The sequence below is a fragment of the Mycobacterium sp. Dal123C01 genome (assembly GCF_052566995.1).
In genome coordinates, this window is the sequence record NZ_CP199580.1 from 4,945,299 (window position 1) to 4,965,987 (window position 20,689).

Genomic DNA, 20,689 nt, shown 5'->3' on the forward strand with positions numbered 1-20,689 from the left:
AACTCACCCATTCACAATGTGAGGTGTGGGCGTATTCATCGGTAATGCTGGACCGGTATGAGCGAGCAGACCGCCAAGCCGTCACGCCATCACATCTGGCGAATCATGTTGAGGACTCTGACCAAGAGTTGGGACGACTCGATCTTTGCCGAGTCCGCGCAAGCGGGCTTCTGGTCGGCGCTTTCGACGCCTCCCCTGCTGTTGGGAATACTGGGCAGCCTGGCGTACGTGGCACCCCTTTTCGGCGCGGACGCGCTGCCCAGCATCGAGCACAGCGCAATCTCGGCGGCCCACAGCTTGTTCTCGGCCAGCGTCGTCAACGAGATCATCGAACCCACCGTCCGCGACATCACCGCGCACGCCCGTGGCGAGGTGGTCTCCCTCGGGTTTCTGCTGTCACTGTGGGCAGGATCGTCGGCGATCTCGGCATTCGTCGATTCGGTGGTCGAGGCGCATGACCAAACGCCGCTGCGCCATCCGGTGCGGCAGCGACTGTTCGCGCTGTTCCTCTACGTGGTGGGACTGGTAGCCGCGGTCGTGACCGCGCCGGTAGTGGTCGTCGGCCCGCGCAAGGTGTCCGAACACATCCCGGACGCGCTGGCCAACGCACTGCACTACGGCTACTACCCGGCGCTGATCCTCGGATTGATGTTCGGGGTCATCGTTTTGTACCGGGTGTCACTGCCGGAACCACTGCCGACGCATCGGCTGGTCTTCGGCGCCATGCTGGCCACCGCGGTGTTCGTGATCGCGACGCTGGGCCTGCGGGTCTACCTGCGGTGGATTACCAGCACCGGTTACACCTACGGCGCGTTGTCCACGCCCATCGCGTTTTTGTTGTTCGCGTTCTTCGGCGGTTTCGCGATCATGATCGGCGCCGAACTCAATGCCGCGATCCAAGAAGAATTCCCCGCGCCCCGGACCCACGCCCACCGGCTGCGCAGATGGCTGTTTGCGCGTTCGCCCACCCTCAAGCGGACGATGGAGTCGTTATCGAATCCCGTGACGACGAACCCGGCGACACAGCAACGCGATGCCGAGCCGGCCGAGCCGCCGACCTGATCAACTGTTCTTGAGCTTCTCGTAAATCTGTTTGCAATCCGGGCAGACCGGTGACCCCGGCTTGGCCGCCCGCGTGACGGGAAAAACCTCACCGCACAACGCAACCACGTGGCTGCCCATCACCGCGCTCTCGGCGATCTTGTCCTTCTTGACGTAGTGGAAGAACTTCGGGGTGTCGCTGTCGGTCCCGTCGTCGACGCGTTCGTCGGTGTCGGTGCGTTCGATCGTCTGGGTTCGCATACCTCATATTGTGCACGCTCGGCATCGCCGCAAAACCGGCTGAGCCGGAATCGATCACGTGTGGGACAGTGGAGAGATGAAGCGCGGCTCCGATCCGGAGTTCGACGACAAGTTTGACGACTTCGACGGCCACAAGGCCCGGCCGGTGCTGATTACTGCCGCCGAGCCCTCGTACGAAGAGCAGCATCGCGCCCGGGTCCGTAAGTACCTGACGATCATGTCGTTCCGGATTCCCGCGCTGATCCTTGCGGCCCTGGCCTATGGCGCCTGGCACAACGGCCTGATCTCGCTGGCGATCATCGCCGTGTCCCTGCCGCTGCCCTGGATGGCCGTGCTGATCGCCAACGACCGCCCGCCTCGCCGCGTCGATGAACCTCGCCGCTTCGACGATGCCCGGCGGCGCACTCCGCTGTTCCCGACGGCCGAGCGGCCGGCACTCGAGGCGCCGCGCCCACGGCAGCCGCAACCCGGTTCGCCAGGTCGCGGGTACGACGCCGGTTCCGGCTAACTGGCCGTTAAGCGCACTTCTCAGGACATTCTCAGGTCAGCGGCACATTTGTGCACGTCAAGGCGTGTGAGATGGCGGCGCCGTGGGAACTCTCAGGGCTGATCTGTCGTTAAACACCATGACAGTTACAAGCCAATCGGGAGGCCGCCATGGCGAGCGCCATCACAGGCAGGTTTGACAGCGATCTAGATGCTCAGAGCCCCGCAGCGGACCTGGTGCGCGTATATCTGAACGGCATCGGGAAGACGGCGTTGCTGACCGCCGCGGACGAAGTCGAGCTGGCCAAGCGCATCGAGGCCGGGCTATATGCCGAGCATCTGCTCGCAACTCGTAAGCGCCTCGGCGACAACCGCAAACGCGATCTAGCGACCGTCGCACGTGATGGCCAGGCAGCGCGCAGCCACCTGCTGGAAGCAAACCTACGTCTGGTGGTGTCGCTGGCCAAGCGCTACACCGGTCGGGGGATGCCGTTGCTGGACCTGATCCAGGAGGGCAACCTCGGGCTGATCCGTGCGATGGAGAAGTTCGACTACTCAAAGGGATTCAAGTTCTCGACGTACGCCACGTGGTGGATCCGTCAGGCCATCACCCGGGGTATGGCGGACCAGAGCCGCACCATCCGGCTACCGGTTCACCTCGTCGAGCAGGTCAACAAGCTGGCCCGGATCAAGCGGGAGATGCATCAGAACCTCGGCCGCGAGGCCACCGACGAGGAACTGGCCGAGGAGTCGGGCATCCCGGAGGAGAAGATCGCCGATCTGCTGGCCCACAGCCGCGACCCGGTCAGCCTGGACATGCCGGTCGGTTCTGAGGAAGAAGCCCCGCTGGGCGATTTCATCGAGGACGCCGAGGCGATGTCCGCGGAGAACGCGGTCATCGCCGAGCTGCTGCACACCGACATCCGCAGCGTGCTGGCCACTCTCGACGAGCGTGAGCACCAGGTGATCCGGTTGCGTTTCGGTCTGGACGACGGCCAGCCGCGGACCCTGGACCAGATCGGCAAGCTGTTCGGTCTGTCCCGCGAGCGGGTCCGCCAGATCGAGCGCGACGTGATGGCCAAGCTGCGCAACGGAGACCGCGCCGAACGGCTGCGCTCCTACGCGAGTTGAGCCGCCGCCGAAGGCAGCCCACTCAGCCAGGTAGCAGGACAGTATGCCCGCCGCGAATCCGCGGCGGGCATACTGCTTGCCTAGGGAGCGTTAGACCCATTTCGGCAGCTGGCCAAGTAGACTCGGCGTCAATGAAGGGTGCTGGATGAACGACCTGGTTGATACCACCGAGATGTACCTGCGGACCATCTACGACCTCGAGGAAGAGGGCGTGACGCCGCTGCGTGCCAGGATCGCCGAACGGCTCGACCAGAGCGGGCCGACAGTCAGCCAGACCGTCTCCCGGATGGAGCGGGACGGATTGCTCCACGTGGCCGGTGATCGGCACCTGGAGCTCACCGACAAGGGCAGGGCGCTGGCCATCGCCGTGATGCGCAAGCACCGCCTCGCCGAGCGTCTGCTCGTCGACGTCATCGGGTTGCCGTGGGAAGAAGTGCACGCCGAGGCATGCCGGTGGGAGCACGTGATGAGCGAGGATGTCGAGCGTCGGCTGGTGAAGGTCCTCGACAACCCGACGACTTCCCCGTTCGGCAACCCGATTCCGGGTTTACTGGACCTGGGCGTGGGCCCGGATTCCGGCGCCGAGGGCTTCAACCTGGTCCGGCTGACCGAGCTGCCGGCGGGATCGCCGGTCGCGGTCGTCGTCCGCCAGCTCACCGAGCACGTTCAGGGCGACATCGATCTGATCACGCGGCTCAAGGACGCCGGCGTGGTGCCCAACGCGCGAGTGACCGTCGAAACCGGTACCGCTGGGGTCACCATCCTGATACCGGGGCATGAGAAGGTCACCTTGCCGAATGAGATGGCGCACGCGGTCAAGGTCGAGAAGGTCTGACCCACCATTACCCCGCACGGCGGCCGAACGCCCGCTGCGGCGGCAACCGCACGCCGAGTCGCTTAGCCAGTCGGTAGCCGGTCACCGCGAGTTCACGGATCTGTTCCGGTCGCAGCCCCGACTGCAAGGCAGTGTCGAGCATCCCCGCCATGCGATGGTCCGGGTCGCAGCGCAGCGCGGCCTCCAATGACACCCCGGCCAGTGGGCCGTCGCCGCGCACGTACGCGCTGAACGCGAGCAACACCAGTGCTTCGACGCGCCACGGCACCGGTAGGCCGCGCGCCAGCAACGCCCACAATGTCTCGGCTTCCCCGGCGGTCTCGCCGATCGCCAGGGCGTACAACGTGTCGCGCACCTGCACGTCATGCAGGGCGCAGCCCAGCATGGCCAGCTCGGCGTCGGACAGCGATTGGCCGCCGGCAACGCGGGCAGCGGCGGCCATCGCGCTTTCCACGTCACGGCGCCCGCAGTCCGCGGGATCGGCACCATGTGCCTGCGCGCGGGTGGCCGCCTGTCGGGTGAGCACGCCGGCCAGCTCGGCGCTGCGGGCCGGATCCTCGACGGCCACGACCGCCTGCAGGTCGGCGCGGCGCGGATAGAGCCGCCGGCCCTCCAGCACCGCCGCGGCGGCCAGCGGCGACGCCGACGGATCGTCGACCGTGCCACTCGAGCCGCAGCCGTCCGCACAATGCCAGCGCCCACCGAGGGCCACCCGGTCCACCACGTGCGCCGCCCACAGCTCAATGTCGTGCTGCGACAACGACTCTGTGAGCATTGCGCACAGCTGCCGGTACTCCTCGTTGCAGACCGGGCAGTCTGCGCCGTCCTGGTCGACGATCACGGCGATCACGGCCTCGGGCTCCGCCGCGGCGGCAACCTCGACGAGGTGTCCGATCCGGTCGACGAGTTCCTCGGAGAGGTCGACCCTCATCACCGTGCCCAGCTCGCCACCGGTCAACGACACCAAGACCAATGAATTCTCCGGAACGAAGCCGAGTACGGCCGGTAGCGCGGCGACCAGCGCGCCGGGGCGGTTCAGTTCAAAATCGGGCGTATGCGGCGTCATGAGCCCCAACGGTGCTGGCCGCCACCGTCAGACCGCGCTCGCGCAACGGGATTGAGCGTCGTCTTGTGGAGAAAGTCTCGACTGTGGGCTCTATCGTCTATCCATGGGTTCGATGCAGGAATACGACATTGTCGTGATCGGTACGGGGCCGGGCGGCCAGAAGGCCGCGATCGCCTCGGCGAAGCTCGGCAAGTCCGTGGCCATCGTCGAACGCGGCCAAATGCTCGGCGGCGTTTGTGTCAACACCGGCACCATCCCGTCAAAGACGCTGCGCGAAGCGGTCCTCTACCTCACCGGCATGAACCAGCGTGAGCTGTACGGCGCGAGTTATCGCGTCAAGGAAAAGATCACCCCGGCCGACCTGCTCGCCCGCACCAAGCACGTGATCGGCAAGGAAGTCGACGTGGTGCGCAATCAGCTGATGCGCAACCGCGTCGACCTCCTGATCGGGCACGCCCGGTTCGTCGATCCGCATACCGTTGAGGTCGAAGACCCCTCCCGACGCGAAAAGCTAACCGTCAGCGGCAAATACATCGTCATCGCCACCGGCACCAGGCCGGCACGGCCGTCCGGGGTCGAGTTCGACGAGGACCGGGTGCTCGACTCCGACGGAATCCTCGACCTCAAGTCGCTGCCCGGCTCGATGGTCGTCGTCGGTGCCGGTGTGATCGGCATCGAGTACGCCTCGATGTTCGCCGCGTTGGGCACCAAAGTGACTGTGGTGGAAAAGCGCAGCGACATGCTGGACTTCTGCGACCCGGAAGTCGTCGAGGCGCTGAAGTTTCACCTGCGCGATCTGGCGGTGACATTCCGGTTCGGCGAGGAGGTGACCGCCGTCGACGTCGGTTCTGCCGGCACTATCACCACCCTGGCCAGCGGCAAGCAGATTCCCGCCGAGACGGTGATGTATTCCGCGGGACGCCAGGGGCAGACCGATCACCTCGATCTACACAACGCCGGGGTGGAGGTCGAGGGCCGCGGACGGATCTGGGTCGACGACAAGTTCAGGACCAAGGTTGAACATATCTACGCCGTCGGCGATGTCATCGGGTTTCCCGCCCTGGCCGCGACGTCGATGGAGCAGGGCCGCCTGGCGGCCTACCATGCGTTCGGCGAAGCGTGCGACGGCATTACCGACCTTCAGCCGATCGGCATTTACTCGATTCCCGAGATCTCCTATGTCGGCGCCACTGAAGTGGAACTGACCAAGAGCTCGGTCCCCTACGAGGTGGGCGTGGCCCGCTACCGGGAGCTCGCCCGCGGCCAGATCGCCGGAGACTCCTACGGGATGCTCAAACTGCTGGTGTCCACCGACGATCTCAAGCTGCTCGGGGTACACATCTTCGGCACCAGCGCGACGGAGATGGTGCACATCGGGCAGGCCGTGATGGGGTGTGGCGGCACCGTCGAGTACCTGGTCGACGCGGTGTTCAACTACCCGACGTTCTCCGAGGCCTACAAGGTGGCCGCGCTCGATGTGATGAACAAGGTGCGGGCGCTCAACCAGTTCCGCCGCTGACTTCAGCGGCGATCACGAGCGCGGCGACGCCGGGCGAAGCGGGTCGCCGTCATCGGATCTAGCAGGTGTCGTCCAAGTCGACCGGCACCGGATCGCCCGGGCCGCCGGCTTCGGCGCGGGCCAAGAGCTGGGCGATGTGGTCGTCGAACGGCGCAGAATAGGACACGTTCTCGGCGCATCCGCCGCGTTCGAGTCCACCGATCAGCCCGGTCACGGCGGTACCACTGACCCACGGCGCGCCGCTGGTGCCGCCAACCAACCCTTGGCATACCAATGAGGGAAATCCCCCGTCGGTCAGCGCGGTGCTGCCCTGACAGCCGATCGGCGAACCACCCACGCCACTCGGATAACCCACCACGCTGACGTGGCTGCCGGGAGACGGAGTCGTGCCCAGGGTCAGCGCCAAGCCGGCCTGCGACTCCACCGAACCAGCGTGGTCGTTGATGACTCGCGCGATAGCGTAATCGGCGTGCGGATCTTTGCTGGACACCCAGCGTGGATCCAGGTAGACGCTGTTAGCGGTCCAGAGGTCGGGCGGTGGCCCATCGCCGGACAAACCGGGCGCGAAGGTGATCTGGGCAGCTCCGGCCAGGCAATGCGCGGCGGTCAACACCAGGTTGCCAGCCTTGGAATGCAGCACCGAGCCCGTGCACACGTGCTGGGTGCTGCCGTCCAGATAGATTGCTCCCACCCGCCGATCCGGGTCCACCGGAGCCGCCACCGCGCCCGGTCCGGGCTGGCTGAGGCGCTGTACCGAGCTACTCGTCTTCGGTGCCGGCGTGGTCGTGGATCCCGACACGTGCAGCACCGGACGGCCGCACGACGCCAGTAACGTCGCCAGGCCGACCATCGGGCATAGCAGCAGCATCGGGACGCGCATCGATTCCCATCATGCCTGACCGCATAGGCGGACGCGGAATTCGACGCATCGCGCGGCGACGGTAGATTTGCGGCAGATCCGGTGCCCCACGGAGTTGTTCCAGCCGGATTACGTTCCCGCGTCATCTTGTTTCGACTATTGGTGCCTATCGAATCGGGGGACACTGGTTAGGGCACCCTGGAGGAACTCCCGAGAGGAGGCAAACCCAAATGGCCGACGAGCGCAAAGACGACGACCTGTACTACCAGCCCGGCCAATCCGGCATGTACGAGCTGGAGTTTCCGGCGCCCCAGTTGGTGACCTCGGACGGCCGCGGCCCGGTGCTGGTGCACGCTTTGGAGGGCTTCTCGGACGCGGGCCATGCGATCCGGTTGGCCGCCACCCACCTGAAAGCCGCCCTGGATACCGAGCTGGTCGCGTCGTTCGCGATCGACGAACTGCTGGACTACCGCTCCCGGCGACCGCAGATGACCTTCAAGACCGATCACTTCACCCACTACGACGACCCCGAGCTCAGCCTGTACGCGCTGCGCGACAGCGTCGGCACCCCATTTCTGTTGCTGGCCGGCATGGAACCGGATCTCAAGTGGGAGCGATTCATCACCGCGGTGCGTCTGCTGGCCGAGCGGCTAGGGGTACGGCAGACCATCGGCCTGGGCACCGTTCCGATGGCGGTTCCGCATACCCGGCCCATCACGCTGACCGCGCACTCCAACAACCGTGAATTGATCACCGCGTTCCAGCCGTGGATCTCGGAGATCCAGGTCCCGGGCAGTGCGTCCAACCTGCTGGAATATCGGATGGGTGAGCACGGCCATGAGGTTGTCGGGTTCACCGTCCACGTCCCGCATTACCTGACGCAGACCGACTACCCCGCCGCCGCACAAGCGTTGCTCGAGCAGGTGGCCAAGACCGGCGCGCTGGACCTACCGGTGGCGGCGCTGACCGAGGCAGCGACAGAGATCCGGGCCAAGATCGACGAGCAGGTCGAGGCGAGTGCCGAGGTCGCTCAAGTGGTGGCCGCACTCGAGCGCCAGTACGATGCGTTCATCGACGCTCAGGAGAACAGGTCGTTACTCACGCACGACGAGGACCTGCCTAGCGGCGACGAGCTTGGCGCCGAGTTCGAGCGATTCCTGGCCCAAGAGGCGGACAAGAAGCGCGAGAACGACGACCCGGCTTAAACGCCCCGAGCCGGCGCGACAACAAGGGTGGCGAGATGACTGAGCGGAAGCGCAAGAGCAATCTTCGCCCGGTGCGTGAAGTGACCACCCCCAGGCTCGAGTACCGCACCATCCACGGGTACAAGCGGGCGTTCCGCATCGCGGGCTCCGGGCCGGCCATCCTGTTGATCCACGGGATCGGCGACAACTCCACGACCTGGAATACCGTGCAAGCCAAGCTCGCCCAGCGGTTCACTGTGATCGCCCCGGATCTGCTGGGGCACGGGCAGTCCGACAAACCACGCGCCGATTACTCGGTCGCCGGCTACGCCAACGGGATGCGCGATCTGCTTTCCGTGCTCGATATCGAGCGCGTGACCATCGTCGGTCATTCGCTGGGCGGTGGGGTGGCGATGCAATTCGCCTACCAGTTCCCGCATCTGGTGGAACGGCTGATCCTGGTCGCCGCCGGCGGCGTCACCAAGGACGTCAACGTCGCCTTCCGGCTGGCCTCGTTGCCGATCGGCAGCGAGGCGTTGGCGCTGCTGCGGCTGCCGCTGGTGCTTCCGGCGGTTCAGCTGGCGGGTCGGTTAGCCGGCCTGGCGATCGGGTCGACCGGCCTGGGCCGCGATCTGCCGAACGTGCTGCGAATCCTCGACGACCTACCGGAGCCGACCGCCTCATCGGCTTTCAGCAGGACCTTGCGGGCCGTGGTGGACTGGCGCGGGCAGATCGTCACGTTCCTGGATCGATGTTATCTGGCCGAAGCCATCCCGGCGCAGATCGTCTGGGGCACCAAGGATGTGGTGGTCCCCGTTCGGCACGCGTGGATGGCACACTCCGCGATGCCCGGCTCGCGCCTCGAGATCTTCGACGGCTCGGGCCACTTCCCGTTTCACGACGATCCGGCCCGCTTTATCGATGTCGTCCAGCGCTTCATCGACACCACCGCGCCCGCCGAACACGACCAGGCCGCGCTGCGTAGCTTGCTTCGCACGGGCAGAGGCGAAGCGACGGTCACCGGCTCGGCCGACACTCGCGTCGCGGTGCTCAACGCCATGGGATCCGACGAGCGCAGCGCTACCTGATCACCGGCCGGCTTTGACCGGGGCCGTACAGTCGGGCCATGGGTATCGACGTGACGGTGTTGCGAGTCTTCACCGACCAGGACGGTAAGTTCGGCAATCCGCTGGGCGTGGTCGACGCCAAGCAGGTTGATCCCGCCGATCGCCAGCACGTGGCAACTCAATTGGGTTACAGCGAAACGGTATTCGTCGATCTTCCCGCCGCGGGCGCAACCACCGCGCAGGCCGCCATCTACACTCCGCGCACCGAACTTCCGTTCGCCGGACATCCGTGTATCGGCGCATCGTGGTGGCTGCGCGCGAACGGCACGCCGATCAACACGCTTGCGGTGCCGGCCGGCATTGTGCAGGTGCACTACGAGGGTGATCTGGTCGGCATCAGCGCCCGCTCGGAATGGGCTCCCGAGTTCGCTGTGCACGAATTCGATTCCGTAGATGAGCTTCTCGCGGCCGACCCGACCGAATTTCCCGACGACACCGCGCACTACCTGTGGGCCTGGATCGATCAGTCCGCCGGGGCGCTGCGCTCCCGGATGTTCGCCGCGAATCTCGGTGTGCCCGAAGACGAAGCAACCGGCTCCGCGGCGATGCGGATTACCGACAATCTCAGCCGCGGCCTGAGCATCACTCAGGGCAAGGGATCGATACTAGAAACCGCCTGGAGTGCCGAGGGCTGGGTCCGGGTCGCCGGCCGTGCCGTCAACGACGGTGTGACACAACTGGATTGATCGCCGACCGGGCCGATCCGGCACCCGTGGCGATTCAGGGCTTGCGCTGTAACACCGCGGCGAGATGATGCTGCAGGGGTTGCCCGACTGCACCCATCTGTACCGAATATGAAAGCTGGTCGCCCTCGATGCGGAAGGAACGACCCAGCGCGGACACCTCTTTGGCGGTCGGGGTCAATCCGATCGACGTCGTGGCCAGCTCGATGTCGATGACGTCGCCGGCCACCCGGTAGGAGCCCACCTCAATTTCGGTGACGCCGCTGGGGTGAGCCACAACCAGCTCGACGCGACCGGGTTCCGGCACCCGAAGGTAGCCGGTCTCGGCGTGCAGTGGTTTGCCGTCGGCTACCGCTTTGGTCTTCTGCGCGTACGCCAGAAATGGTTTGCCCACATGGGAAAACACAACTTCCTCGAGATACTCGAAGGGCTGGATCGTCGGATACTCGCCCGCACCACGACCAGCCCAGGTGCCGAGCAGCGGCGCGAGCGCCCCGAGATCGGGATGCAAGTCGCTGGACATGAAATCAGCCTAGCCCGGTGGCGACGTATGCCGATCGGCTCGAGCCGCACGGCATACCGTCAGCTGGGCGTCGATACCTTGCGATGCGCACGAAGCGCCTCGATCTCGCGTTCGAAATCGTCGGCTGAAGAAAAGGATCGGTACACCGAGGCGAAGCGCAGGTAAGCCACTTCGTCCAGGTCGCGCAACGGGCCGAGGATCGCCAGGCCGACCTCGTGACTGGGAACTTCCGGTGAGCCCGCGGCACGCACGGTGTCTTCGACCTGCTGGGCCAGCAGATTCAGCGCATCCTCGTCCACCTGACGGCCCTGGCACGCGCGGCGGACTCCTTTGATGACCTTTTCACGGCTGAACGGCTCGGTGACGCCGCTGCGCTTGACCACGGCCAGAACCGCGGTTTCTACCGTGCTGAACCGCCGTCCGCACTCCGGACATGAGCGGCGCCGCCGAATGGCTTGGCCTTCATCGGTTTCCCGCGAGTCGATCACCCGCGAATCGGGATGACGGCAGAACGGACAATGCATGACCGCTCCTTCGCTGTGCCGGCATCTCGCAGAACACTCCGAGCGTACCTGTGCGCTCCCCCACCGGGCCAATGCAACCGCGACCCGTCTGCGCGCATCGAAACGAGAACTGAAGAGCCCTGGCGTAGAGCGGCTTTCGCGATGGACCGTGGCGGCGTCAGCCGACCGGCGCGATCAGGGTCTGGCCCGCGGCCAGCATCGGCGAGTGCAGATTGTTGAGTTCGCGGATCCGGTCGGCGACCTGGCGGGCCGGCGCCTCCGGCGCCACCCGGTGTGCCACGTCCTGCAGGGACTCACCCGGCTCGACCTGCACGACCGAAAGCCTGTCCGGCACGGGCGCGGCCGAACTGCTGGAGTCACCGTTGGCTATCTGCCCCAGATTCGCGACCAGGCCGAGCCAGAGCGTGATGATCCCGGCCATCAGGGCCAGACCGACCGTCGTCCCCAGCGTGACCGGACGCCGACGATGCGGAGTGACCGACCTCGCGACGCCGGCACTGCGGTAGCGCATCGGCGCACCGCTGGGGCGTACCTGCCCGGGCCGGCGGGATCGCAGCTCGCGTTCCAGGTCGTAGCGAGGCCGTGCGACCAGCCCGTCGCTCGAGCGCCGCATGCTGCTGGTGCGGGGCGAGACTGTGTGCATGAGCGTCATGTGCGTTCCTCCGGTCGACTAAATCCTCGCTCGTGTGTTCGACACTATCGCTCGTGTGTTCGAAATCCGAACATTTGAGCGAAGCGTGTCGCACGAACAAAACGCTAGACCACGCCACCGACAACCTCCGTCGGTCGCTACCACTGCCATGCAGCACATGTACCCGGTCTTTTCGAGAGTTACACCATTGTGATTCGCCAAGTGCCGCGGATCACTTTCCGGTAACTGCCGAAACCCGACACGCTAGTCGAACACATGTTTGATTCTTGCGCGTCAGGCGGCTACATTCAGTGCCATGAGCGACAGCAACGACACCTTCGCCACCGGCACTGAAGCCCGGTTGCATTCCGTGGATTCATCGCTTACCCAGCGGCAACGCACCATCTTGAAGGTCATTCGCGAGTCGGTGTCCACCCGCGGATACCCGCCGAGCATCAGGGAGATCGGCGACGCCGTCGGCCTGACGTCGACATCCTCAGTCGCTCACCAGCTGCGCACCCTCGAGCGCAAGGGGTTCCTCCGTCGCGACCCGAACCGCCCCAGGGCCGTCGATGTCCGCAGCGCCGAGGACGTCGCAGCGGCGAACGCGCCGGTTACCGATGTCGCCGGCTCCGACGCCTTGCCGGAACCCACATATGTTCCTGTGCTCGGGCGCATCGCGGCCGGTGGACCGATCCTTGCCGAAGAAGCGGTCGAAGACATCTTCCCGCTGCCCCGCGAGTTGGTCGGCGAGGGCACGCTCTTTCTGCTCAAAGTGGTCGGCGAATCGATGATCGAGGCCGCGATCTGCGACGGGGACTGGGTTGTGGTGCGGCAGCAGAACGTCGCCGACAACGGAGACATCGTCGCCGCCATGCTCGACGGGGAGGCCACCGTCAAGACGTTCAAGCGCGCCGGCGGTCAGGTGTGGCTGATGCCGCACAACCCGGCATTCGATCCCATCCCCGGCAACGAGGCGACGGTGCTCGGCAAAGTCGTCACGGTGATCCGCAAGGTATAGACGCCGGACCGCAACGCCGGAAAGTCCGGCGGCTAGTCGGCCTTGATGAAGCCGTTGACCAGCGCGGCTTCCTCGCTGGAGAACCAGACTTCGGCGAGCGTGTCGTGGTAGAGGTCGCTGTCCGGGGTGTAATACAGGCCGAAGCGAGGGCTCGCCTTGATGGGATAGCCGTCGGGCATCTGGTAGGGGTCGTCCAAAGGCAGGTGAATCGTCGGACGCCCGGCCTGCCCAAGTGCCCCGGTGGCCACTGTCGGCGCGAAGTCCGACTCGTCGTCGGCATCTGCCGCTGCATGCCGCCCACCCTTGGGCGCGGCGCCGACCGCGGCCACGAGGCCGGATGCGGCTCCACCCCCGGCCGCAGCACCGCCGGCGGCAGCAAAATCCGGAGACGTATGCGGCACCGCGACATCGGGATACGCGGCATCCGCCGCCTGCGGCGTTTCGACGGGATAGGCGGCATCGGGATGGGCGGCGTCCGGTGGGGCGTGCGGCACGGCAACGTCGGGATAGGCCGCCTCCTCATGCTCAGCACCCGGATAGCTCGCCTCCGGATAAGCCGCGTCCTCGTCAGCGACATCCAAGTAGCCGTCCTCGGCGCCCTCTGGGTAGGCGGCTTCCGGGCCGGCCGCATCGAGGTAGTCGGCGTCCGCGACCACATCCGGATAAGCCGGCACCTCGGCGGCTTCCGGGTGGGCGGCTGCCGGGAGCTCGTCGTCATAGCCGGCCTCGAACAGATCATCCGCCGAGACCAGGGGAATGGAGTCGGTGTCGACGGTGTCGGGATCATCCTCGTCGACCCCCAGCTGATCCCACTCCTCCTCGGACTCGGGCAGGGCTTCGTCGCCATATCCGGCATCGTCGGCCAGTTCGGCCGTTTCGGGTCCGTGCGGCCACCTGACGCGCGGCGGGTCATCGGCGTCCTCGTGTTCCGGTGAGTGCACGTCGCCGTACGACAAGTGCTCGGTCGTGGCGTCGGCGTAATCGGGCCCCCAATGCGGCTCACCCGAGTCGTCGTAACCGCCGACGTCGACGTCGCGGTCAAGGTCGTAGGGCGCGGTGTTGCGGCCAGCGCGGCGGCGGCGCCACCGCAAGGCCACGAACACCACCAGCAGGACCAAGATGACCAGCGGAATGAGAGCTAACAGGTACCACCAATGCCAGGAGAGCCACCCCTTGGCGTGCGGAGACGATGCCGTGGCGCTCGGCTGGTTCTGGCCCGACACCTGCAAGCCGGACAACAAGGGCGCCAGGTTGGCCGGGTCGGTGGAGAAGGTGTTCTTGGCGCGGTTCCACGAGATCTTGCCGCCGGTGAACTTCTGCGAGATCACGTCACCGTCGACGGCCTGATCGCCGACCGGCGCGCCCAGTTTTCCGGTGGGACCGCGCAGCTTGTCCCAGGCGGCCTTCATGGCGCCGCGCACGACGTAGGCGCCGTGGTCGGAGGTCCAGAAGATCACCGGCTTGTCGGCTGCCGAGAACGTGACGATCCGGCTGTTGGGAGCGATGCCGCCGTCGGACTCGTTGGCGATCGGGAAACCCAGTTCGCTGCTGACCGGGCCACCGAGGGCCTCGTACTTCGTCAGGATGTCGCTCTCGACGGCGTTCGCGCCGGTTGGCGGGCTGAAGAACACCTTGCCGCCGGCGAAGTTCTGGGCGAGTCCGTCGCCACCGATGGGGTATTGCCCGCCCTGTTTGGCGCCCAGCGGACCATTGACGCCGCCCGCCGCGCGCCACGCCATATTGATGGCAGCGGTGGGATCAATCGCTACCTGCAGGCCCTTCAGTTGTTCGGCCAATCCCGCTGGCTCAGTGGCGAATTCCTTGGTTTTCCGGTTCCAGGAGATCTGGCCGGCGCCGAACTTCTGCGAGGACACCTCGCCGTTGTAGGTTTCGTCTCCGACCGGGGCACCGAGCACACCACCCGAGCTGCCGAGCCTGTCCCAGGCGGCGTTCAGGGCGCCGCGCACCACGAACGCGCCATGGTCGGGCGTCCAGAAAATCACCGGTTTGTCGCTGGCGGAGAACGTCGCCACCCGGCTGTCGGGACCGGCCAGACCGGGCACCTCGTTGATGGTCGGAAATCCCAGATCGCTACCGGCCGGCCCGCCCAGCATGTCGTACTTTTCCAGGATCGGGCCGTAAACGAAGTTCGCACCGGTGGCCGTGGTGAAGAACATTTTGCCGCCGTCGAAATCGCACCCAAAGCCGTCGCTGACGGGATAGACGTCGCCCTTCCGGGCTCCGAGCGGTGACGTGTCGCCACCGGCCTTGCCCCAAGCGGCCATGATGGCGGCTTCGGCATCGCCGATCGGAGACGCTGAGGCGGTTGGCGCAAGCAGTACGACGGCCAACGCTGTGGTCGCCACGCTGATCAGCGCCCGCCCGGCGAGCCTGCGCAATTGACCCCTCTTCCCGTTCACCAAGCCTCCCAGCCGACGGATATGCCCTTATGTATGGCCATGCCCGTGCCCTGCGGACCCTGCGACGGTTGGTACCCCAAACGCGGGTTACGAACCCCACCAGGATTCGTATTATCGCCGGGCTCGCATAACTGTGCTCTAGCGAACAAGAAATGCGAAGGCAATTCGCGAATATTACGAGAACGGATACCGCTCTGATGTCGAAATGATGCCGGGCGACGACCGTGTCGCGACCAATCATGTCCTGGCTCGCGCGGTGTGGGGATTGCCCTGCAGCTCATGGCAGACCCGCTGCCGTCACACGCCGAGGGGTGAGTGATCACGCGCTCCACGTCACCGAAACACATGCGCCGACCGTACGCGAGGCCATCCGGTGGCCGGCTATCCACTCGAGCAAAGGAGCAATTCATGGGCATCGACTATTTTGCCGCAAACCCAAGCAATGACAGCGTAAGACGACTAGTTGCGCTTCGTTCGTGTCACGATCGCGCTTGTCACCACGATTCGATATTGCGTGACAGCAAGATTGGTTGACCACCGGCGGCGCCGGCCGATGAGGCTGCGATCCCGCGGCTAGACCCCGAGGCCGCGCCCGATGATCTCCTTCATGATCTCGGTTGTGCCACCGTAGATCGTCTGTACCCGGGCGTCGAGATAGGAACGAGCGACTGGGTATTCGCGCATATAGCCGTAGCCGCCGTGCAGCTGCAGACAACGGTCGATCAGGTGCACTTGCTTTTCGGTCGAGTACCACTTGGCCATTGCCGCTTGCTCGGCCGTCAGCTTCTTGTCCAGATGCAGCCGGAGGAACTCGTCGACCATGATCCGCACCACGGTGGCCTCGGTCGCCAGCTCGGCCAGCACGAATCGGCTGTTCTGAAAACTGCCGATCGGCTTGCCAAAGGCTTTGCGTTCCTTGGTGTATTGCACTGTTTCGTCGAGCACCTGCTGCATCGCCGCGACCGCCATGATGGCAATCGAGATCCGTTCCTGCGGCAGGTTCTGCATCAGGTAGATGAAGCCCTTGCCCTCGTCGCCCAGCAGGTTTTCGGCCGGAACCTTGACGTCGGTGAAGGACAACTCTGCCGTGTCTTGTGCGTCCAGCCCGATTTTGTCCAGATGGCGGCCGCGTTCGAAGCCCTCCATGCCGCGTTCGACAACGAGCAGCGAAAAGCCCTGCGAACCCTTTTCCGGATCCGTCTGGGCCACCACGATCACCAGGTCGGAGTTGATTCCGTTGGTAATGAAAGTCTTTGATCCGTTGAGCACATAGTGATCGCCCTGCTTGACCGCGCGGGTCTTGATGCCTTGCAAATCGCTGCCGGTGCCCGGTTCTGTCATAGCGATCGCGGTGATCAGCTCACCGCTGCAGAACTTGGGTAACCAGCGTTGCTTCTGCTCCTCGGTGGCCAACTCCAGCAGATACGGCGCCACGATGTCGTTGTGCAAACCGAAGCCGATCCCGCCGTAGCGCCCGGCGGCGGTTTCCTCGGTGATGATCGTGTTGTACCGGAAGTCGGAATTGCCGCCGCCGCCGTACTCCTCGGGCACCGCCATGCCAAGGAAGCCCTGCTTGCCGGCCTCGAGCCAGACACCACGGTCGACGATTTTCGCCTTCTCCCACTCGCCGTGGAAGGGCGCGACATGGCGATCGAGAAAGCCCCGGTAGGACTCGCGGAACAATTCGTGCTCGGGTTCAAATAGTGTGCGCTGGTACCTGATTGCACTGCTCATCAATAACCTCCGGCGAACGGGAACTCTGCGGCCCAACATATACCAACCAGACGGTTGGTCGGCACGTAGCCCCGGGTCGACCCAGGTCCAAGTCTTGAAAGTCAATCGCAGTTGGCCCCGTGGAAGAGGGCTCGGTGTGACATCCTGTGCGGGTGTCCGCAGAGGGCCCGCCTTCTGGGGTTGTGACGTTTCTGTTCACCGATGTCGAGGGTTCGACACGTCGGTGGGAGAACGACGCGAATGCCATGCGTGCAGCGTTGGCCGCCCATGACGAGGTGTTGCGCTCTGCGATTGAGACGCACGGCGGTTTCATGTTCAAGCACACCGGCGATGGGGTGTGCGCGGCGTTCAGCTCCCCGAAGTCGGCGGTGGACGCCGCTGTAGCCGCTCAGCGAGGGCTGGGGTTGCCGGTGCGGATGGGGCTGGCAACCGGCGAGGCCGAGCTGCGCGACGGGGATTACTTCGGTGCGGTGCTTAACCGCGCTGCGCGGGTGATGGCCGCCGGGCACGGCGGTCAGATCCTGTTGACCGAGTCGACGGCGGGTCTGCTCAGCGGCGTTGATCTGGTGGATTTGGGGCCGCGGCGGCTGCGGGACCTGCCCATCCCGGTCGAGATGTTCCAAGTCCGGACAGCAGGGCTACGCACAGACTTTCCGCCGTTGCGGGCGCTCGACACCAGTCCGGGGAACCTACGGCCTGCGACCACGAGCTTGATCGGGCGCGAGTCGGAAGTCACCGAGCTGCAAGCCGCGGTGAAAGCTCATCGGTTGGTCACGCTGACCGGGGTAGGTGGGGTCGGCAAGACCCGTCTGGCGTTGGAAGTCGCGGCGCGGCTGGCCGATGAGTTTCCCGATGGTGTTTGGTTTTTCGAGCTGGCCGCAGTCACCGACCCCGCAGCAGTGCCGGACGCGGTGGCCGCCGTGCTGGGCATCACGCAACAACCCGGCAAGACGGTAATCGAGTCGGTCGCCGCCGCACTGGAGGGCAGAGTCCGGCTGTTGGTGATCGACAACTGCGAGCACCTGCTCAATGCCGCAGCCGACCTGATCGAGGCCACCTTGATGCGTTCGGCGACCGTCCGTGTCTTGGCTACCAGCCGCGAAGGACTGGGTGTCGCCGAGGAGCAAGTACGCCCGGTGCGCTCGTTGGACTCGGCGGGAGTCAACTCTGCGGCGGTGAGCCTGTTCATCGAACGCGCGCAAAGCATTGCGCCCGGATTCTCTCTGGTCGACGGCGATGAGGCCGCTGCAGTCACCGAGATTTGTCAGCGCCTGGACGGGATTCCGTTGGCTATCGAACTGGCGTCCTCGCGGATGGCGTCGATGACCGTGAGCGAAGTGCGTGATCGCCTTGATCACCGGTTTCGGTTGCTGGTCGGTTCGCGGCGCGGGCTGGAGCGCCACCAAACGCTGCGCCACGCAGTGGCGTGGTCGTATGACCTGCTCGCTGATGCCGAAAAGTCTTTGTTGGCAGGGTGTTCGGTGTTCGCTGGTGGTTTCGATCTCGAAAGTGCTCGTGCGGTAGCCGGATACGATGATGATTACGCTGTTCTGGATCTACTCGACATGCTGGTGCGCAAGTCGCTTCTCGTCGTCGACCGGTCTTCGCGGCGGACCCGATTCTTCATGTTGGAGACAATCCGCCAATTCGCCGAAGAGCAATTGATTGCCTCCGGCGCAGCCGAAGAGGCCCGCGCCGCCCATGCCCGGTACTTCTCGCAGCGAGAAACCGACGTCGTGGCGCTGTGGGACAGTCCCCGACAACGCGAGGCCTACACCTGGTTCGCCACCGAACTGGCCAACCTGCGCACCGCGTTTCGCTGGGCCGCCGACCACCGCAACCTCGACGACGCCGCCACCATCGCCACCTACGCGGCATTCGTCGGGAACCTTGTCGAAAATTACGAGCCTGTCGCCTGGGCTGAAGAGTTGATCGACGCCGCCCGCGCTGCCGATCACAGCCGACTTATCTTTCTTTACGCCGTGGCGACACAGTGCTGGTTGGTGGGGCGTATCGAGGAGGCCGTCCGGTATAGCGACGCCGGACAGGCAGCGATGCTTGCGGGCCGCGGTGGGGGCCCTTTCGGCTTCGACGCCATGATGGCTAATCCGTATCTAGCTATCGGACGGCCCGATCGGGCGGTCGAGTGGTGCCGTGCCCAGTTCGATGGCGGGCGCAACCCGCACATCAACGTCACGGCGTTCCTGGTCATGGCATTGACGATCGCGGGTCACGAGGATCAGGCAATGGCCGCCGCGGACGGCCTACCCGAGGCCGCCGAAGCCACCAGCAACCCGCACGCACACTCGTTGGCGCTGATGGCCTACGGCTTCGCTTGGCGCAACGCCGATCCCGACCGCGCCCTGGAAGCGATGCACCGGGGCCTGGTGGTCGCCCAGGACAGCGGCAACAGATTCAACGAAAGCCACCTGACGGCCAACCTCGCCCAGCTAGAAGTCGAACGTGGCGATCCGCTGTCAGCGCTCGATCACATCGGTTTGGCGATGCGCCACTTGTACGATTCCGGCAACATCGTCACTGTCCGTTCGCCGCTGACAAACCTTGCAATCTTCCTCGACCGGCTCGGACGCCGCGAAGCGGCGGCCATCATTGCCGGTTTCGCGTTCAGTCCGCTGACCGCCGCGTCGTTTCCCAATATCAATACCGCGATCGCGCACCTGCGCCATGTGCTCGGCGAGGACGCTTACGCATCTCTCGCCCGGGAGGGTGAAGTGATGAGCACCGCGGCGATGGTGACCTATGCCTACGACCAAATCGACCAAACCCGAGCGCAACTGAAGGCTGTCTCGAAATAGACGACATTTGTGACTCGCGGAAGTTCGTCTCCAATACACGTCTATCGGGTGACCGGGTCTGATCCGCTGATGTACGAGGTGGGACTGCGCTGCGTGTGAAATCCTGTGAGGGTGTCCGCGGCAGCCGCCCCCTCGGGGGTGGTGACGTTTTTGTTCACCGACGTTGAGGGGTCGACCCGTCGGTGGGAGGCAGACGCGGATTTGATGCGGAAGGCCCTCGCCGCACATGACGAGGTGTCGCGCTCGGCGATCGAGGGCACGGGGGCTGGTTGTTCACGCACACGCTCTGGTCGCCCTGCGTATCGTCAAAGCAACCCATCCACGGTCCCAACCAATTACCGAAGGGGATCGCCGTGAAACAGCCCGAACTGACGCAACTCATCGGTCTGCAGGACGGCGACGGCGACCGAGTGTTCATCTCACGCCTAGACCGGCCCGACGGCTCCCGCGGCTACCTGCTCGCCATTAGGTCCGGAGAAGTGCACGGCGGTGTGTCTCTCACCGCCAGCGATCTGGACCGGCTGAGCGCTGTCATCCGGCGCGAAGTGGGCGAGAGGGATGGCGATCTAATGGCCGAATTCAGGTTCTTCGCCCGGGCGATCTGGCTCCTCATCTTTTGCGCACTGATGTCGCTCCTCTTATTTGCAGTCACCGGGCCATTGTTTGCATACCCCTGGTCGAACTGAGATAGGGGACGATCCGCAACTTCCACAATGCGGGCGACACCACGACGCTCCGCGTCCCGCTGGCTAGCCTCGCCGCTCTTTTCGACCGGCTCGGACGCTACGAACCGGCGGCCACTATCGCCGGGTTCGCGCTCAGTCCCCT

19 protein-coding genes are annotated in these 20,689 nt (G+C 65.2%); 11 read left to right on the plus strand and 8 right to left on the minus strand.

Translation table 11 applies throughout. The features are described from left to right. Positions 1-57 precede the first annotated feature (57 nt). The gene (locus ACTXG5_RS23195; protein WP_445161018.1) at positions 58-1,062 is read left to right on the plus strand and encodes a YihY/virulence factor BrkB family protein; all 1,005 of its coding nucleotides are present in this window, start codon (positions 58-60) and stop codon (positions 1,060-1,062) included. Here ACTXG5_RS23195 and ACTXG5_RS23200 read toward each other — a convergent pair whose 3' ends face one another. Next, complete coding sequence (locus ACTXG5_RS23200; protein ID WP_445161019.1) at positions 1,063-1,302, minus strand: DUF3039 domain-containing protein; 240 nt, start codon at positions 1,300-1,302, stop codon at positions 1,063-1,065. A 58-nt stretch (positions 1,303-1,360) separates the two neighbouring features. Between ACTXG5_RS23200 and ACTXG5_RS23205 the strand changes: the two genes are divergently transcribed. The 3 genes from ACTXG5_RS23205 (at position 1,361) to ACTXG5_RS23215 (ending at position 3,754) form a co-directional block, all read left to right on the plus strand. Then, positions 1,361-1,810 carry a DUF3099 domain-containing protein gene (locus ACTXG5_RS23205; protein WP_445161020.1) on the plus strand — a complete coding sequence of 150 codons (450 nt, stop codon included), beginning with the start codon at positions 1,361-1,363 and terminating at the stop codon, positions 1,808-1,810. Between the two features lie 149 nt (positions 1,811-1,959). After that, positions 1,960-2,919, plus strand: coding sequence for a sigma-70 family RNA polymerase sigma factor (locus tag ACTXG5_RS23210; protein WP_445161021.1), 960 nt, complete (start codon positions 1,960-1,962; stop codon positions 2,917-2,919). Between the two features lie 145 nt (positions 2,920-3,064). Further along, positions 3,065-3,754: an iron dependent repressor, metal binding and dimerization domain protein gene (locus ACTXG5_RS23215; protein ID WP_445161022.1), complete on the plus strand. Its 690-nt coding sequence runs from the start codon at positions 3,065-3,067 to the stop codon at positions 3,752-3,754. Between the two features lie 7 nt (positions 3,755-3,761). Here ACTXG5_RS23215 and ACTXG5_RS23220 read toward each other — a convergent pair whose 3' ends face one another. Further along, entirely contained in the window at positions 3,762-4,820 is a 1,059-nt protein-coding gene (locus tag ACTXG5_RS23220) for a DUF4192 domain-containing protein (protein ID WP_445161023.1), read from the minus strand. Between the two features lie 112 nt (positions 4,821-4,932). Between ACTXG5_RS23220 and sthA the strand changes: the two genes are divergently transcribed. Continuing rightward, positions 4,933-6,339, plus strand: a complete 1,407-nt coding sequence (sthA, locus tag ACTXG5_RS23225) for a Si-specific NAD(P)(+) transhydrogenase (protein ID WP_445164556.1) — start codon at positions 4,933-4,935, stop codon at positions 6,337-6,339. 58 nt (positions 6,340-6,397) lie between these two features. On the opposite strand, the gene ACTXG5_RS23230 is transcribed toward sthA, so the two are convergent. Beyond that, positions 6,398-7,219: a trypsin-like serine peptidase gene (locus ACTXG5_RS23230; RefSeq protein ID WP_445161024.1), complete on the minus strand. Its 822-nt coding sequence runs from the start codon at positions 7,217-7,219 to the stop codon at positions 6,398-6,400. Between the two features lie 209 nt (positions 7,220-7,428). On the opposite strand from ACTXG5_RS23230, the gene ACTXG5_RS23235 reads away from it, so the two are divergent. The 3 genes from ACTXG5_RS23235 to ACTXG5_RS23245 are packed head-to-tail and all read left to right on the plus strand — an operon-like array spanning position 7,429 to position 10,195. Then, positions 7,429-8,403 carry a proteasome assembly chaperone family protein gene (locus tag ACTXG5_RS23235; RefSeq protein ID WP_445161025.1) on the plus strand — a complete coding sequence of 325 codons (975 nt, stop codon included), beginning with the start codon at positions 7,429-7,431 and terminating at the stop codon, positions 8,401-8,403. A 35-nt stretch (positions 8,404-8,438) separates the two neighbouring features. Next, a complete protein-coding gene (locus ACTXG5_RS23240; RefSeq protein ID WP_445161026.1) occupies positions 8,439-9,470 on the plus strand; it encodes an alpha/beta fold hydrolase in 1,032 nt (343 codons plus the stop codon). Between the two features lie 38 nt (positions 9,471-9,508). Then, the gene (locus ACTXG5_RS23245) at positions 9,509-10,195 is read left to right on the plus strand and encodes a PhzF family phenazine biosynthesis protein (RefSeq protein ID WP_445161027.1); all 687 of its coding nucleotides are present in this window, start codon (positions 9,509-9,511) and stop codon (positions 10,193-10,195) included. Between the two features lie 34 nt (positions 10,196-10,229). On the opposite strand, the gene ACTXG5_RS23250 is transcribed toward ACTXG5_RS23245, so the two are convergent. From ACTXG5_RS23250 to ACTXG5_RS23260, 3 genes are all read right to left on the minus strand, one after another. Next, positions 10,230-10,715 carry a peroxynitrite isomerase gene (locus tag ACTXG5_RS23250; RefSeq protein ID WP_445161028.1) on the minus strand — a complete coding sequence of 162 codons (486 nt, stop codon included), beginning with the start codon at positions 10,713-10,715 and terminating at the stop codon, positions 10,230-10,232. A gap of 59 nt (positions 10,716-10,774) precedes the next feature. Beyond that, a complete protein-coding gene (nrdR, locus tag ACTXG5_RS23255; protein ID WP_445161029.1) occupies positions 10,775-11,239 on the minus strand; it encodes a transcriptional regulator NrdR in 465 nt (154 codons plus the stop codon). Positions 11,240-11,396: 157 nt separating this feature from the next. Then, on the minus strand, positions 11,397-11,891 hold the full coding sequence (locus tag ACTXG5_RS23260) for a LysM peptidoglycan-binding domain-containing protein (RefSeq protein WP_445161030.1): 495 nt from the start codon (positions 11,889-11,891) through the stop codon (positions 11,397-11,399). A 295-nt stretch (positions 11,892-12,186) separates the two neighbouring features. Here ACTXG5_RS23260 and lexA point away from each other — a divergent pair, with 295 nt between their 5' ends. Then, positions 12,187-12,891 carry a transcriptional repressor LexA gene (gene lexA, locus ACTXG5_RS23265; protein WP_445161031.1) on the plus strand — a complete coding sequence of 235 codons (705 nt, stop codon included), beginning with the start codon at positions 12,187-12,189 and terminating at the stop codon, positions 12,889-12,891. Between the two features lie 32 nt (positions 12,892-12,923). Here the strand turns inward: lexA and ACTXG5_RS23270 are convergent, their stop codons facing one another. Both ACTXG5_RS23270 and ACTXG5_RS23275 read right to left on the minus strand, forming a co-directional pair. Next, positions 12,924-15,290 (minus strand): LGFP repeat-containing protein, encoded by a 2,367-nt coding sequence (locus ACTXG5_RS23270; RefSeq protein WP_445164557.1) that lies wholly within the window; start codon positions 15,288-15,290, stop codon positions 12,924-12,926. Positions 15,291-15,884: 594 nt separating this feature from the next. Next, positions 15,885-17,045 carry an acyl-CoA dehydrogenase family protein gene (locus ACTXG5_RS23275; protein WP_445161032.1) on the minus strand — a complete coding sequence of 387 codons (1,161 nt, stop codon included), beginning with the start codon at positions 17,043-17,045 and terminating at the stop codon, positions 15,885-15,887. A 146-nt stretch (positions 17,046-17,191) separates the two neighbouring features. On the opposite strand from ACTXG5_RS23275, the gene ACTXG5_RS23280 reads away from it, so the two are divergent. Both ACTXG5_RS23280 and ACTXG5_RS23285 read left to right on the plus strand, forming a co-directional pair. Next, the gene (locus ACTXG5_RS23280; protein ID WP_445161033.1) at positions 17,192-19,861 is read left to right on the plus strand and encodes an adenylate/guanylate cyclase domain-containing protein; all 2,670 of its coding nucleotides are present in this window, start codon (positions 17,192-17,194) and stop codon (positions 19,859-19,861) included. A 353-nt stretch (positions 19,862-20,214) separates the two neighbouring features. Then, a complete protein-coding gene (locus ACTXG5_RS23285) occupies positions 20,215-20,547 on the plus strand; it encodes a hypothetical protein (protein WP_445161034.1) in 333 nt (110 codons plus the stop codon). Positions 20,548-20,689 lie beyond the last annotated feature (142 nt).

Coding starts and splice junctions, on each gene's coding strand:
- ACTXG5_RS23195 (WP_445161018.1), top strand. CDS start 58: ATGAGCGAGCAGACCGCCAAGCCGTCACGCCATCACATCTGGCGAATC.
- ACTXG5_RS23200 (WP_445161019.1), bottom strand. CDS start 1,302: ATGCGAACCCAGACGATCGAACGCACCGACACCGACGAACGCGTCGAC.
- ACTXG5_RS23210 (WP_445161021.1), top strand. CDS start 1,960: ATGGCGAGCGCCATCACAGGCAGGTTTGACAGCGATCTAGATGCTCAG.
- ACTXG5_RS23215 (WP_445161022.1), top strand. CDS start 3,065: ATGAACGACCTGGTTGATACCACCGAGATGTACCTGCGGACCATCTAC.
- ACTXG5_RS23220 (WP_445161023.1), bottom strand. CDS start 4,820: ATGACGCCGCATACGCCCGATTTTGAACTGAACCGCCCCGGCGCGCTG.
- sthA (WP_445164556.1), top strand. CDS start 4,933: ATGCAGGAATACGACATTGTCGTGATCGGTACGGGGCCGGGCGGCCAG.
- ACTXG5_RS23230 (WP_445161024.1), bottom strand. CDS start 7,219: ATGCGCGTCCCGATGCTGCTGCTATGCCCGATGGTCGGCCTGGCGACG.
- ACTXG5_RS23235 (WP_445161025.1), top strand. CDS start 7,429: ATGGCCGACGAGCGCAAAGACGACGACCTGTACTACCAGCCCGGCCAA.
- ACTXG5_RS23240 (WP_445161026.1), top strand. CDS start 8,439: ATGACTGAGCGGAAGCGCAAGAGCAATCTTCGCCCGGTGCGTGAAGTG.
- ACTXG5_RS23245 (WP_445161027.1), top strand. CDS start 9,509: ATGGGTATCGACGTGACGGTGTTGCGAGTCTTCACCGACCAGGACGGT.
- ACTXG5_RS23250 (WP_445161028.1), bottom strand. CDS start 10,715: ATGTCCAGCGACTTGCATCCCGATCTCGGGGCGCTCGCGCCGCTGCTC.
- nrdR (WP_445161029.1), bottom strand. CDS start 11,239: ATGCATTGTCCGTTCTGCCGTCATCCCGATTCGCGGGTGATCGACTCG.
- ACTXG5_RS23260 (WP_445161030.1), bottom strand. CDS start 11,891: ATGACGCTCATGCACACAGTCTCGCCCCGCACCAGCAGCATGCGGCGC.
- lexA (WP_445161031.1), top strand. CDS start 12,187: ATGAGCGACAGCAACGACACCTTCGCCACCGGCACTGAAGCCCGGTTG.
- ACTXG5_RS23275 (WP_445161032.1), bottom strand. CDS start 17,045: ATGAGCAGTGCAATCAGGTACCAGCGCACACTATTTGAACCCGAGCAC.